This window comes from Neorhizobium sp. USDA 3394, from assembly GCF_056280385.1.
Genome location: NZ_JBWCDU010000002.1, coordinates 585,671 through 599,933 on the forward strand (window position 1 = coordinate 585,671; position 14,263 = coordinate 599,933).

At 60.2% G+C, this 14,263-nt stretch carries 12 protein-coding genes and 1 pseudogene; 10 read left to right on the forward strand and 3 right to left on the reverse strand.

Features of this window, described 5'->3' with window-relative positions:
- Positions 1-236: 236 nt before the first annotated feature.
- A pseudogene (locus tag ACZ9EJ_RS24320) lies at positions 237-1,408 on the forward strand (ISL3 family transposase); the annotation flags it as partial.
- A gap of 150 nt (positions 1,409-1,558) precedes the next feature.
- Entirely contained in the window at positions 1,559-2,782 is a 1,224-nt protein-coding gene (locus ACZ9EJ_RS24325; protein ID WP_046635117.1) for an ATP-binding protein, read from the forward strand.
- 521 nt (positions 2,783-3,303) lie between these two features.
- On the opposite strand, the gene ACZ9EJ_RS24330 is transcribed toward ACZ9EJ_RS24325, so the two are convergent.
- On the reverse strand, positions 3,304-4,128 hold the full coding sequence (locus tag ACZ9EJ_RS24330; protein ID WP_046635119.1) for a phosphoenolpyruvate hydrolase family protein: 825 nt from the start codon (positions 4,126-4,128) through the stop codon (positions 3,304-3,306).
- A complete protein-coding gene (locus tag ACZ9EJ_RS24335) occupies positions 4,125-5,336 on the reverse strand; it encodes a Tm-1-like ATP-binding domain-containing protein (RefSeq protein ID WP_046635121.1) in 1,212 nt (403 codons plus the stop codon). Before ACZ9EJ_RS24335 ends, ACZ9EJ_RS24330 begins: the two co-directional genes overlap by 4 nt.
- A gap of 132 nt (positions 5,337-5,468) precedes the next feature.
- On the opposite strand from ACZ9EJ_RS24335, the gene ACZ9EJ_RS24340 reads away from it, so the two are divergent.
- From ACZ9EJ_RS24340 to ACZ9EJ_RS24370, 7 genes are all read left to right on the forward strand, one after another.
- The gene (locus ACZ9EJ_RS24340; RefSeq protein ID WP_046635173.1) at positions 5,469-6,134 is read left to right on the forward strand and encodes a GntR family transcriptional regulator; all 666 of its coding nucleotides are present in this window, start codon (positions 5,469-5,471) and stop codon (positions 6,132-6,134) included.
- A gap of 94 nt (positions 6,135-6,228) precedes the next feature.
- Positions 6,229-7,482, forward strand: a complete 1,254-nt coding sequence (locus tag ACZ9EJ_RS24345) for an ABC transporter substrate-binding protein (protein WP_046635123.1) — start codon at positions 6,229-6,231, stop codon at positions 7,480-7,482.
- Positions 7,483-7,541: 59 nt separating this feature from the next.
- Positions 7,542-8,489: a carbohydrate ABC transporter permease gene (locus ACZ9EJ_RS24350; protein ID WP_046635175.1), complete on the forward strand. Its 948-nt coding sequence runs from the start codon at positions 7,542-7,544 to the stop codon at positions 8,487-8,489.
- Positions 8,486-9,313 (forward strand): carbohydrate ABC transporter permease, encoded by an 828-nt coding sequence (locus tag ACZ9EJ_RS24355; RefSeq protein ID WP_046635124.1) that lies wholly within the window; start codon positions 8,486-8,488, stop codon positions 9,311-9,313. The genes ACZ9EJ_RS24350 and ACZ9EJ_RS24355 overlap by 4 nt, the downstream gene beginning before the upstream one ends.
- Before the next feature lie 2 nt (positions 9,314-9,315).
- Positions 9,316-10,407 (forward strand): Gfo/Idh/MocA family protein, encoded by a 1,092-nt coding sequence (locus ACZ9EJ_RS24360; protein ID WP_046635126.1) that lies wholly within the window; start codon positions 9,316-9,318, stop codon positions 10,405-10,407.
- A 16-nt stretch (positions 10,408-10,423) separates the two neighbouring features.
- Complete coding sequence (locus ACZ9EJ_RS24365; protein WP_046635128.1) at positions 10,424-10,804, forward strand: cupin domain-containing protein; 381 nt, start codon at positions 10,424-10,426, stop codon at positions 10,802-10,804.
- A gap of 29 nt (positions 10,805-10,833) precedes the next feature.
- Positions 10,834-11,928: an ABC transporter ATP-binding protein gene (locus tag ACZ9EJ_RS24370; protein ID WP_046635130.1), complete on the forward strand. Its 1,095-nt coding sequence runs from the start codon at positions 10,834-10,836 to the stop codon at positions 11,926-11,928.
- Positions 11,929-12,170: 242 nt separating this feature from the next.
- Here the strand turns inward: ACZ9EJ_RS24370 and ACZ9EJ_RS24375 are convergent, their stop codons facing one another.
- The gene (locus tag ACZ9EJ_RS24375; RefSeq protein WP_046635132.1) at positions 12,171-13,139 is read right to left on the reverse strand and encodes an AraC family transcriptional regulator; all 969 of its coding nucleotides are present in this window, start codon (positions 13,137-13,139) and stop codon (positions 12,171-12,173) included.
- A 105-nt stretch (positions 13,140-13,244) separates the two neighbouring features.
- Between ACZ9EJ_RS24375 and ACZ9EJ_RS24380 the strand changes: the two genes are divergently transcribed.
- A complete protein-coding gene (locus ACZ9EJ_RS24380; protein ID WP_046642508.1) occupies positions 13,245-14,240 on the forward strand; it encodes a zinc-dependent alcohol dehydrogenase family protein in 996 nt (331 codons plus the stop codon).
- The last annotated feature ends 23 nt before the right edge of the window (positions 14,241-14,263 follow it).

Sequence of the window (14,263 nt, forward strand, 5' to 3'; positions counted from 1 at the left end):
GCAAGGCCACTGGAAAGCTGAGTGCTGAGGCGGTCAATGCCCACACAGATGCCAACTTAATGACGCGCACTTTTCGTGCGCGGCCTTCGTCCCACTCGTATGCCATGCCCAGTCCTCCAAGCAGCAACGAAGCATTGCGAGGGATTTGAGTCGAGCTGTCGTTTGGCACTTAACTGGGGTCTTCCTCACTTTGTGTGGTTAACAAGTCGTTAGCGGTCATCCCGGTATGGACGGGGATGCGAACAAAATCGAAATGGTCGCCCGGTCCGGGCATCGATGGTGATTGGGTTGTGTCTGCTGGCGGAGCATCCTCGGGTATTTGCCCAGATTGCCGGAAACAGAGCAGAAGTCGGCACGGCTGGTCGTACCGCAGTCTCCAGGACCTGCCGACCCAGGGCAATGAAGTGACGGTAAGGCTGCGATTAAGCCGCTGGCGTTGCAGTTATCGGCAGTGCGAACGGCAAACGTTCACCGACCTGATCCCGGAGATCGCCGGCCCTACGCCCGCACGACAACGAGGGTCGCCAAGATAGTTGGCCTTCTGGGTCACGGCACAGGCGGACGCCCAGGAGAGCGCTTGATGAAACAGCTCGGGATGCCGGTCAGCGACGACACCATCCTTCGGCACTTGAAGCGCATGGCTTCACAGGTCGACAACGAGCCACCCGCGCGGATCATCGGTATCGATGACTGGAGTTGGAGGAAATCGTGGCGCTACGGCACGATCATCGTCGATCTCGAGCGCAGAAAGGTCATGGACATTCTCGAGGACCGGAGCGTGACAAGCGTTGCACAATGGTTGAAGCGGCATCCCTCCATTGAGGTGGTCGGCCGAGATCGATGCGGGCTTTACGCGCAGGCTGCTCGTGAAGGTGCCCCGCAAGCGTCTCAGGTGGCGGACCGCTTTCATCTCATCCAGAATCTGCGTCTTGCTATCGAGGAACAGATGAGCCTCTCCGGACGAGCTACAGGCAGGACATTGCTGCCAGACGAGGACATTGAGATTGATCATGACGATCAGGCTTCGCATGAGCAGGCGCCTGGAACGCGCTGGCCCGATCAGCTTCGCCGGACACATAGGCAGTCCCGGAAGGAGGTGTTCGAGACGGTGCACGCCTTGAGCAAAGAAGGCCTGACCTGCTCGGAGATTGGGCGTCGCACGGGATATGACCGTCGCAGCATCGCGAAGTGGCTGACGTTCGAAACCCCACCCGACCGGCGCAGGGAAGCGCTGCAGCCAACATCCCCTCTGTATTTCGAAGCCGTTCTCATCCAGTGTTGGAGGGACGGCAATCGCCGTGGGCGGCATCTGTTTCATGACATCAAGCACCGCGGGTACACCGGCAACTTTTCTAATCTTGAACGGCTCCTGGCAACCTGGCGCCGCGCGGGGAGGCCGGAAGCGGATAAGGATAAGGGTGACGCGGCGCCGGATCGGATTGGGCTACCTGGTTTTGGCCCTGTTTCAATCAGTCGCCAGATGGATTTCAGATGGTCATTCCTTGACTTTCAATTGGTCATTATCATAGTTTCAAATGGTAATTAAAGGAATGAAGCTATGCCGCTGTATCCAAGACTCGTCGAGCAACGCGTCGCCGACGCCATGTCAGACACCCGAGTCGTGCTGATTGCGGGGCCCCGACAATCCGGAAAAACAACGTTGGCGAAGAAGATGGCCAACGAAGGAATGGAGTATTACACGCTAGACAATGCGACAACGCTCAACGCCGCGCGACGGGATCCAGTTGGCTTTGTAAGAGGAATGGATCGCGCCATTCTCGATGAAATTCAGCGCGCTCCCGAGCTGTTGTTGGCGATAAAGGAAAGCGTGGATACTGACGAGCGTCCAGGGCGTTTCCTTCTGACCGGTTCAGCCAATCTCATGACGCTGCCACGCGTCGCAGACTCGCTCGCAGGGCGTATGGAGGTCGTCCGATTGCTGCCGCTCGCTCAAAGCGAGATCAGAACAGCCGGTGGAAGCTTTTTGGTCGACGCCTTCCGAAACGAAGCTAAAGCCGGACAACCAATCGTCGGTGACGACCTGGTGGCTGCAGTTCTGGCAGGTGGATATCCGGAGGCATTGGGTCGCAAAACCTTGAACCGCAGACAGGACTGGTATGGGGATTATATCCAAGCGATCGTTCAACGCGACGTTCGCGACGTCGCGCAAATCGAGCAGATCGCGCAAATGCCGCGCCTGCTACGCATTCTGGCTGAACATTCGGGACAACTCGTGAACTATTCGGGAATTGGGGCCGCCATCGGGATGAACCACGTCACCACGCAAAAATACGTTGCCATATTCGAAAGTCTATTCCTCGCCCGAACGATCCAACCCTGGTTTTCCAACAAACTGAAGCGCCTGACTAAGACCCCCAAAATACATTTCCTCGATTCTGGTCTTCTCGCCTCCCTTCGCGACCTCTCTCTGGAGAGACTCCGGGATGACAGAGGGCAGTTCGGAGCCTTGCTGGAGACTTTCGTCTTTGGCGAGGTCCTTAAACTCGCCAACAGCGGACATACCGGCTTTGAGTTTTCACACTTTCGCGACAAGCAGCAGAACGAAGTCGATATCGTCATCGAAGACAGAAGAGGCATGGTTGTCGGTATCGAGATAAAAGCGGCAGCATCCGTTTCGACTTCCGACTTTTCCGGATTGCGAATGTTGGCCCAAGCATGTGGAGAGCGGTTTGTTTCAGGCATGGTCTTATACGACCATGAAAAGGTGGTCCCGTTTGGGGAGCGCCTGTCCGCGGTGCCAATTTCGGCATTGTGGCGTTAGCGTAGTATTTAGCTTCTCCAGGCTCAGGCATTCATGAAACTTCGCGCTTCTCGTCAACTGCAGGCAAGATGTCGAATGACGGGGTCGTTGGTTCGGCTCCCATCAAGACCCTCATTTGCCCTGGCAGTACGTTCAAATTTCGCGATGATCACTATGGGCGATGCCCGCAGGCGGACCAGCACCGCCCATCTATGCCCACGGATAGATACCAGTAGATGCTGGCAGAAAGTTTTTTCAGTGCATTAGATCGTACCGTAGCGTATTTTTGGATACCCTCGGATGGGCCTGAACATTCCCGTCTATTTTAGCTCCGATACGCTCCGAGTCTCGCGATTGACGTTGTCAGATCAAGTACTTCCACATATGGTACATTCCGAGGACCTTAGAGCAGTGGATATGGCTGCCATAGGTGTCGTTCCCCGACTTGACGCTCGCGGCTTCCCTGAGGATGTTTGTCGACTTTATCTGCGACATTGCCCGCAGCGTGCCGGTTCCGGCTTGGCCGCGTTGCACCGCCACACCTATATCTTCGCGAAGTCCAGGACCTGCGCCCTGATCGCGACTTCTGTCGGTAGACGTTCCATCGAGCTGGCACCATAAAAGCCGTTACAGCCCTTGCAGCGGGCAAGCACATAGGCCGCATCCGCCGGCATGGCGATCGGACCGCCATGGCAGAGCACGATGACATCGTCGCGCACCGACCTTGCGGCATCCGCCCATTCGTTGATCTTCTCCACGCACCCGTCGAGCGTCAGTGCCGATTCCGCGCCGATCGCACCTCCCGTGGTCAGGCCGAGATGGCAGACCACAATATCGGCACCGGCCTTGGTCATGGCGGCGGCGTCATCGCTGCTGAAGACATAGGGCGTCGTCAGCATATCCTTGGCGTGCGCACGGGCGATGACGTCGATTTCCAGATCGAAGCCCATGCCGGTATCTTCGAGATTGGCGCGAAACGTGCCGTCGATCAGCCCGACGGTCGGGAAGTTCTGGATGCCGGCAAAACCCATCGCCTTCAACTCGTCGAGGAAGTGATCGGGCAGCATGAAGGGATCTGTGCCGTTGACGCCCGCCAACACCGGCGTATGGCGCACGACCGGCAGAACCTCGCGGCCCATCTCCTTGACGATCTCATTGGCATTGCCGTAGGCGAGCAGGCCGGCGAGCGAGCCGCGCCCGGCCATGCGGTAACGCCCGGAATTGTAGATTACGATCAGGTCGATGCCGCCGGCCTCCTCGCTCTTGGCGGAAAGGCCAGTGCCGGCGCCGCCGCCGATGATCGGCCGGCCCTCGGCGACCTTGCGGCGGAGCTTGCTCAGAATGTCGTTTCTGTCGTTACGGGTCAAAATTCCCTCCTTGAGGCATGGATGTCACGGAAGTTGGCGACGAGTGCCGCGGCGAATTCCGGGATGTTGATATGGGCGTCTATCTCGACGAGACGCCTGTTCGGCGCCTCGCGCCAGCCGTTACGGATGGCGGCAAACAGCGCCGCGTCGGCTTCGGGGTCATGGAAGGGCTGACCGGCTGCGTCGATGGCCGAAACGCCCTGGAGCGGCAGCAGAAAGCGGACCGGGCCCTGCATCCGGTTGAGCCGCTCGACGATGAAGGCGCCGATCCTGCGGTTTTCCTCCGGGGTGGTGCGCATCAGGGTCACCTGCGCATTGTGGACGTGAAGCCTGCGGTCGCGGAAGGGCGCCGGCACGGTGTCCCGCGCGCCGAAATTCACCATATCGACGGCGCCGACCGAGCCGACATAGGGCAGGCCGGTGCGGATGATGGCGCCGAAGCGATCCTCGGTCGCCGGAAAGACGCCGCCGATGAGAAGGTCGGGCACTTCCGTCGTCGTCACGTCGATCACGCCCTGTAGCAGGCCGGAATCGGCTAGCTTCTCCATCGACTGGCCACCGACGCCGGTCGCATGGAAGACGTAGATTTCATGCGTCTTGCCGAGCATTTCGCGGACTTGGTTGACGCAGGAGGTGGTGACGCCGAACATGGTCATGCCGATGCCCGGCCGGTCATCGCTGGAGACGGGGATGGGGTTGCGGGCCATGCCGGCCGCCGCATTTGCCGCATTACCGATTACCTTGCGCGAGATGGCATTCAAGCCGGCGATGTCGACGACCGAATACATCATGGTGAGATCGTTCGGGCCGACATAGGGCGCCACATTGCCCGAGGCGACCGTCGAGACCATCAGTTTCGGCAGGCCGATCGGAAGCGTTCGCATTGCCTCAGTCACCAGCGCGGTATTGCCGGTGCCGCCAAGGCCGAGCACGGCACCGATGTCGTTGCGCGATTTCAGGAACGCCGTCAGCGCTTTGGCCATGGCCGAAACCGCGGTTCCCCGATCGGTCTGCCCGAGCACGGCTGCCGCGCCCTCATGATGAAATTCGGCGACTTCGCGCGCCTGGATATCGCCGGCAGCGCCTTCCCCAAGCGTGCCTACATCGACCAGAACGGCATCGGCTCCGGCCGAAAGAACCACCTCCCTGGCGTAGCTCAGTTCAGCACGCTTGGTGTCGCAGGTGCCGACGATATAGACCTTTCCCATTGGTTTTCCTCCCCTTTTTTGATCGGTCTCCAAGTTTCTTCCGATAAAATTCCGAGTTTTGTATTTTCCATATTGTATATTTGTTCGTATATTGCATACTTAAATGACGAATGCCAGACGGAAATGGAGACCATGAACGCACCGCGCCATCTCACCCTTCGCGAGCGGATCTACGAGGAAATCGTTCGCCTGATCGTCTCCGGCGAGCTCCCGAGCGGGGTCTCGATCGACGAAAAGGAACTGACGGAACGCCTGCAGGTCAGCCGCACGCCGTTCCGCGAAGCGATCGGCACGCTCGCCAAGGAAGGGCTGATCGAGATCAAGCCTTATCGCGGCTTCTTCGTGCGCAGCTTCACGCCGAAGGAGATCGATGACCTCTACGATCTGCGCAAGACGCTCGAATGCTTCGCCGTCGAGCTTGCCGTGCCGCAGATGAGCGACCGGCATATCGCCGGCTTCGAGCGTATTCTGGATGAGGCGGTGGCCGCATTGCGTCGAGGCGACATGGAGACCTACGGCATTCGCGACAAGGAGTTTCACGAGACCATCGCCGAGCTTTCGGGAAGCGCACCGCTGATCGAAACGCTGGCACGGCTCGCGCTGCAGATCCAGATCTGCCGCTCGATCGCCAATGAGAGCCGCGATCTGGCCGAAAGGGCAGCCGAAGAGCGCGATCAGATCCTGCAGGCGTTCCGGGCTCGCGACATCCCCCGCGCAAAGGCGTTGATGCATGCGCATATCAGCGATGTCCAGCAGGCCGTCATGGCGCGGTTTAAGAAGGGGAATCCGGCGCGTTAACCGTATGGCACGCCAGGCGCAAAGAAGGAGAGGGAGGTCTCCTTTTCAACAATCGAAAAACGTGGCCGTGGAGCGGCCCCAAGAGGAGGGAGCAATGCTGAAATTTCTTGCCCGCAGCACGGCGCTAGTGGCGATGATCGCCGCAAGTTCGCTGGCGCATGCCGAAACCCTGAAGATGTGGGGTCCCGAACAGATCACCGAACCGCTGGTGGCGCAGCTGTGGAACGGCATCAAGGCCGATTTCGAAAAGGCCAATCCCGGCGTGACCGTCGAATTCATGCCGCCGACCGGGACGATCAGCAACGGCGCGGTGCAGGCGGTGATCCAGTCGGATGCCGGCCCTGATGTGATCCTCACCAATTCCGGCATCGGCCGCATCAGCGTCGTCAGGAATGCCAAGCAGGTCATGCCGCTCACCGAGCAATATGAAAAGCGGGGCTGGAAGGATGAGATCTATCCCTGGCTCTACACCGAGCTGAAGGGCCAGTTCGGTGGCGAGATCTACGAGGTCCCCGATGGCCTTGATGCGCTTGGCATCTGGTATCACAAGGATATTTTCGAAAAAGCTGGCTGGAAGATCCCGGCGACCTGGACCGAATTCGAAGCGCTGACGAAATCGATCCAGGAAACCGGGCTGCAGCCGATCGCCATCGGTCCGCGCACCACGGGCAGCGCCGGCCACCTCTTCGGCAACCTGCTGCAATCGGCGAGCGGCAAAGAAGTGATCGGCAAGGCGCTGCGCCGCGAGATCGCCTGGGACGATCCCTCCGTCGCCGCCGGCGCCATCCGGCTGCAGAATCTCGTCGAGGCGGGCACCATCAAGAAGGAAATGGCAGGTCTCGATCTCGACGGCGCTTCGCGCCTCTGGTTCAACAAGCGGGCGGCGATGTTCGTTGCCGGCCCGTGGTTTACCGCTAACGCCCGCAAGGCCGGCTATGACCTCGCTAACGCCGGTTACGCGCCCATGCCCTCCGACATCAAGGGTGCAGCGATACCGACCGGCGGTGTCGGCTGGAGCTGGCTGGTGCCGGTCAACTCACGGCAGCCCGAACTCGCGATGAAGTGGATCGACTTCATGCTGTCGGATGCGGTGATGAAGAAGCGCGCGCAGGATCCGGCAAGCACGATGATCTATCCGCGCGAAATCCCGGGCGTCGAGCCGCCGACCCCTGTGCTGAAGGACATCTTCGCGGCTGCCGCCGGCGGCGTCGGCTACAATCCAAGCGTCTATCTGCCCGGCATCGTGCTCGATACCTATTTCCAGGTCATCCAGGGCCTGATCTCCGGCCAGGTCGGCGGCGAGGACGGCATGAAGCAGATCCAGGCGAAGATGGCAGAGGCGAAATAGTGGTCATTCACCAAACCCCCGGAAGCAAGGTCGTGGCTCCTCTCAGGGATGCGCCTGCCGTGGCGGGACATACGGGTGGCATCTCCGCCCGTATGTCCGAACGCCGGACGACTGGGGCTGCCTCAACTGCTGGCTCATCCGCTGGCGATGCCCGCACCGCATTGTGGCTGATGGCGCCGGCGCTCGCCCTTTATGCCACCTTCACCCTGCTGCCGATCGCCGCCACGTTCTGGCTGAGCTTCAACAGCTCGGCCGGCTTCAATACCTCCGCGAGTTTCGTTGGCTTCGACAACTATGCCAAGGCGGCACAGGATCCGATCGTCTGGAAGAGCCTCGTCCATACCTTCCTCTGGCTGGCCTACCATGTGGTGATGGCAGGCGGGCTCGGCCTTCTGCTCGCGCTTGCCGTCAGCAGGCTGCGGATCACCCAGGTCTTCTTCCGCACCGCCTTCTTCCTGCCGCATCTGGTGTCGCTGGCGGTGGTCGGCGTTATCTGGGCCAATATCTACGATCCGTTCTTCGGCCTCCTGAATACAGCCCTGACGCGGATCGGGCTCGGCGCCTTCACGCAAGGCTGGCTTTCCGACCCCGCTTTAGTGCTCTTTTCCGTCAATGTCGCAAGCTCGTGGCAGGGTTTCGGCCTTTACATGCTGCTTTTCATCGCCGGCCTGCAGAACATCGACCGCTCGCTCTACGACGCAGCCGAAGTGGATGGCGCCAATGCTTTCCAGAAACTGATCTATGTAACTCTGCCGGGGCTTCGCGAGGTGACGACCTTCGTCGTCTCGTTGGCGATGATCAACGGCCTGAAGGGTTTCGCCACGGTCTTCGTCATGACCAATGGCGGGCCGTTCTATCAAAGCGAGCTCATCACCACCTATATCTACCGGCTTGCCTTCCAGTCCCAGAATCACGGGCTTGCGGCGGTGCTCTGCATCCTGCTCAGCCTGCTTGCGATTACCATCACCATCCTCTTCAACCGCTGGCGCGCGAGGCTTTCGCAATGAGTGTCCGCAATCGCGAATGGCCGGTGGCGCTGGCGTTGGCCCCGGCGCTGATCCTGATCCTCGCCCCCTTCGTCTGGCTGGTGGTCTCGAGTTTCAAGACTGAGGCCGAGATCGGCCAGGCCGACCCCTTCACCTGGCCTGCCGACCTGATGTGGCGGAACTATCTCGATGCGTGGCAGATCGGCGGGTTCGGCGGACTTGTCGGCAACAGCCTCATCAATCTCATCGGCGTCGTCCTCCTATCGCTGATCACCTGCGCGCCGGCTGGCTATGCGCTCGCTAAGATCCGTTTTCCCGGCCGGGAATGGCTGTTCTACGCCTTCATCCTCGGCCTCACCGTGCCGGTCCAGGCGATCGTCATCCCGCTCTACCAGGTGCTCTTCGGGCTCAATCTCATCAACACTCTGACCGGCATCGTGCTGGTGCAGGTGAGCAACGGCATTCCCTTCGGCATATTCCTGATGCGGAGTTTCTTCATCGGCGTGCCGGACGACCTGATCGAGGCCGCCAAGATCGACGGCGCCTCGCATCTGCAGATCCTCACCAAGGTCTTTCTGCCGATCTCGACGCCGGCGGTGCAGGCGCTCGTCATCATCAGCGCGCTCTCCACCTGGAACGATTTCTTCCTGCCGCTGATCGTGCTGATCAGTCCTGAGGTACAGACGCTGCCGCTCGGGCTGGTGCGTTTCGCCAGCACCTATGCTTCCGACTATCGCCTGGTCTTTTCCGGGACCGTCATTTCATTCCTGCCGATCATTCTTCTCTACATCCTGATGCAGCGCCGCTTCACCGAGGGGCTAACGCAGGGGGCAATCAAGGGCTGACCATGTCGCATCATGTCCAGCGGGAAATCCGCTACAATTTCGAATTCGATCACCGCATCAAGACTTGCTTCATCGGCGCCGGCGGTCATGCCTATCGCAATGTCTATCCGGCGCTGCGTTACGCGCCGGTCGAGCTTGCCGGCATCTGCGATCTCGACCTCGGCCGAGCCGAGAAATTCGCAAAACTATTCGGCGCCGGAAAAGCCTATACCGACCATCGCGAGATGCTCGAACGGGAAAAGCCTGAGCTGGTCTTTCTCGTCACCGCCTATCATCCCGACGGCCGGGTGCAGGCGACCGATCTGGCGCTCGACGCGCTTGCGTCAGGCGCCCACGTGTGGATGGAGAAGCCGACGGCGGCAAGTATCGAGGACATCGAAAGGCTGCAGGCGGCAAGTAACACGGCCGGCCGCATGGTGATGACCGGTCTGAAGAAGACCTTTTTCCCCACAATCGAGAAACTGAAGGATCTGATCGGCTCACCCGGTTTCGGCAGGCTGACCTCGATCAATGTCCGCTATCCGCAAAGCCTGCCGCGCCAGGAAGACCGTGCCGATCTCGTCAAGATGCAGAGCTTCCTCGATCACATCTACCATCCGGGCGCGATCCTCAACTTCCTCGGCGGCGAGATCGAACGCGCTGGTTATGAATGGGAAGCGTCGACGGGCGCGACCGTCACTAGCCTGCGCTTCCGCTCCGGGGCAATCGGCACGCTGCATCTTGCCGCCGGCCAGTCGGGCGGCAGTATCTTCGAGCGGGTTGAAATCATCGGCGAAGGCGCCAACGCCATCGTCGAAAACGGCAGCCGGCTGACCTACTTCCGCAAGGCTGACCTGCCGTCCTATGGTCGTGCCGCGAGCTTCATCCAGCCGGACGAGAATGCGGCGCTGTTCTACGAGCCGGAGCATTCGCTCGGCCAGCTCTACAACAATAACCTGTTTTATCTCGGCTATGTGCCCGAAATCCTGCATCTGACGGATGCGATCCTCTCCGGCGCGCGGATAACAAGGGGCACGCTCGAAATCGCCCGCGAGATCATGAAGCTCTTCGAATTCTACAGACGCGCGGATGCCGGCGTCACCACCAATCTCTGACAGGGGAGCGACAGCCTTGACCGATAGCGATGTCATTTTCAGGAAAGCCGGCGGCGAATTCATGCCCACCAGCTGGGGCGAACTCAATTGGAAGATCACCGGCGACGGCACGCCCGGCGCCGAGATGACCTTCGGCACCTGCCGGATCAATCCCGGCGAGCGCAACCAGTTGCACTCGCATCCCGATTGCGAGGAAATCCTCTATGTCGTTTCCGGCCATTGCGAGCACAAGCTCGGCGATGCGCTCTACAGGCTCGAAGCCGGCGACGCGATCCGGATACCCCGCAATATCAGGCACTGGGCGCGCGCGCTCGGCACCGAACCGCTCTTCGCCCTGATCATGTTCTCCTCCGGCACCAGGACGGCGGTCAATCATGAAGGCGAGGGCGCGGCCTGACACGACGATAATCGCGAGAGGGAAATATCATGGCGTCGATCGCGCTCCACAACATCCGCAAGTCCTACGGCAGCCTGCCCGTCATCCACGGCGTCGACGTCGATATCGAGGATGGTGAATTCATCGTGCTCGTCGGGCCTTCCGGCTGCGGCAAGTCCACGCTGCTGCGCATGATCGCCGGCCTGGAGACGATTTCGGGCGGCCGGCTTTCAATCGGCAACCGCATGGTCAACGACCTCCCCTCGAAGGAGCGCGACATTGCCATGGTGTTCCAAAGCTATGCGCTCTATCCGCATCTGACGGTGGCCGAGAATATGGGCTTTTCCCTGAAGCTGCGCGGCACGGCCAAGGACGAGATCGGCCACCGGGTGCAGTCCGCCGCAAAGATCCTGGCGCTGGAACCCTATCTCGACCGCCTTCCGCGTCATCTCTCGGGCGGCCAGCGTCAGCGCGTCGCCATGGGCCGTGCGATCGTGCGCGATCCGAAAGTGTTCCTCTTCGACGAACCGCTTTCCAATCTCGACGCCAAGCTGCGCGTGGCGATGCGCGCCGAGATCAAGGAGCTTCACCAGCGGCTGAAGATCACCACCGTCTATGTCACCCATGACCAGACCGAGGCGATGACCATGGCCGACCGTATCGTCGTCATGCGCGACGGCATCGTCGAGCAGATCGGAACCCCGCTGGAAATCTATGATCGCCCCGCAACCACCTTCGTCGCCGGCTTCATCGGCATGCCGGCGATGAACCTGCTCAAGGGCAGCATTCAGGCCGACGCGCCTTTGATCTTCCGCACCGAAACCGGCGTCGCCATGCCGCTGTCGCTGCGTCCCGGGACGGCCGATCCCGGTGAAGAACTCATCTATGGCATCAGGCCGGAACAATTCGTCATCGCCGATGAAGGAACACCGGCGACGGTCGTGGTCGTCGAGCCCACAGGCGCGGAAACGCAGGTCGTTGCCCGGATCGAGGGGGCCTGGGCCGGGGACGAATACGTCACCATGTTGTTTCGCGAGCGCATCGCCGTAAGGCCGGGCGACACGATCCGCTTCGCCTTGCGGGCCGCCAGCGACCATCTGTTTTCCGCCGAGACGGGCAGGCGGCTTCCCGAAGTGGGCGCGTGAAGCAGACGTTTTCCTTAAGTTTTGCTAAGGCTCTGATGATTGGCGCGTCCTCGACCGGCGCCATAGATTATCGCAGATAGTCGCTGCGGGTCGCGGGTTCATATCTCCTCAAGGCGCCTAGGAATATTTGAACACAATGCTGTTTTCTCTACTCGTCAGACGCTGTGACAGACTCACTCTACTAACTTGCCTGGAAAATCCTTCAGACCTCCTGTGAAATATCCCGGTGCAACGACATGTGATCACGCAACTTCTAATTCTGCATCGACCGGGGCACGTTCCAGATGAACCGTGCCCTTGTATTTCATCATCTGCCGCCATCTCCCCGGCGCAACCCCGGTTCTGCGCTTGAACACCCGGCTCAGCGACAAGTCGCTGTCGTAGCCGACCAGGTTGGCGATGCGCAGCAGGCTCTCGTCCGTTCCGGTCAGCAGCATCTTGACACGGTAGACGCGCCAGCCCGTGAGGTAATCCAGCGGCGCTTCACCGACCACCGATTTGAACAGCGCCGCAAAGCTCGAACGCGAAAGCCCGGCCTGCTGTGCCATCTCTTCGACGGTCCACCGGCGGGCGAGATCAGAGTGGACAGCGTGGATCGTGCGCGCCAGCCGCCGGTCGCCGAGGCCTGCAAGCCAGCAGCTCGTCTTGCCGGTGTCGTTGCTGCACAGCGCACGCAGCGCCTGCACGAACAGTGTGTTGACCAGGCGATCGACGACAAACCCTGAACCATGCTCACCGGCACTGGTTTCCATGCCGATAAGATCAAGGGTCGCCCTGATCAAAGCGGCATGGGTTTGGTTCAGTGGGAAATGAACCAGAGCCGGTATGGACCGAAACAGAGGCTCGGCCGCGACCGCATCAAATGAAAAACGAGCTGAGACGATCTCGGTTTGCAAGCCACTTCCGCCGTATGTCACTACGCCGTCCGTTTCCGACGTCACCAGTGTTTCACAGGCGATCACACGCTGATCAGCCACATCCGACAGATCGAAAGTGACCTGTGGCTGCACAATCATGCAGGTGCCAGGGGCCAGCCTGACAGGATCGGTTATCCCCTCCCACCGCAGAAAGCAGTCGCTTCCGGATATGACGACCAGTCGAGCGTGCTCGCCAGTGTGGAATCGGATCCCCCACGGCGCGCCGAGATGCAGACGGGCATAGAGTGATGTCTCGACCTGCATCTGGTGGATGATCTCATCGAACGGGTTCATGACAGCTCCGGATTGGACGATCGGACATGAATAGCGGACTGCGCGGCATTATTCATCCGAATTACCAATGCTAGATTGACGTCACAGTCAAGCATGGAGTTGAAGATGAAAGTTTACCGCCATACGCAGTTAGGCGACATGAGCACTCTGAAGGTTCGCGAGGAAGCGCTTCGTTCGGTCGGCTTTGGTCAGGTGCTAGTTCGTGTCCAGGCCAGTTCGCTGAACTTCCGTGACCTCATTATTGCCCAGGGTCACTATCCCTTCGGCATCGTGGAGAACCACGTCCCCCTGTCGGACGGCGCAGGTGTGATCGAAGCTGTCGGTGACGGCGTCCGTCGGTTTGCCGTTGGCGACCGCGTCATGAGCAGCTTCTTTCCAGACTGGTTCGGGGGGCCCATTCCCGCTCACCGTGAGCAATACCAGAATGAGCATGATGGCTGGCTGACGGAATATCGTCTGACCAGTGCGGAAGCTTTGACAACCGTTCCCGATCATCTGACTTTCGAGGAAGCATCCGCGTTACCTTGCGCCGCCCTGACCGGATGGTCGGCCGTGTCGGGTGTCGGGCCTGGCGACACGGTTCTGACGCTTGGGACGGGTGGTGTTTCTCTCTCCGCGATCCAGTTTGCAAAGGCATTGGGCGCGCGCGTCATCGCTACCACGTCGTCCAGCGACAAGTTCGAGAAGCTGACTGCGCTTGGTGCGGACGCGCTCATTAACTACCGCGAGACACCGGATTGGCACCGAGCGGTTCGTGATTTGACGGGTGGCCTGGGGGCCGACCGTATCGTCGAGGTGGGCGGACCGGCAACCATTGCCCAGTCCGTTCGCTCGATCCGCGAAGGCGGCCAGGTCTCGATCGTCGGCGCGCTTGGCATGAAGGGCGAAGCGATCGATATCATGAAGCTGTTCTTCAGCCAGGCGACCTACAAGGTCATCAGCGTGGGCAATCGTAGCGACCTGGAGGAAATGAACCGCGCGGTTGCCGCCCACCAGATCCGCCCGGTGATAGACAGCGTTTTTGCGTTCGAGGACGCCCATTCAGCCTATGAGCGCCTTGGGAGCCGAAACGTCTTCGGCAAGGTCGTTATTCGCAACTGACGGTGTCGCTAACTTTCAAGGAG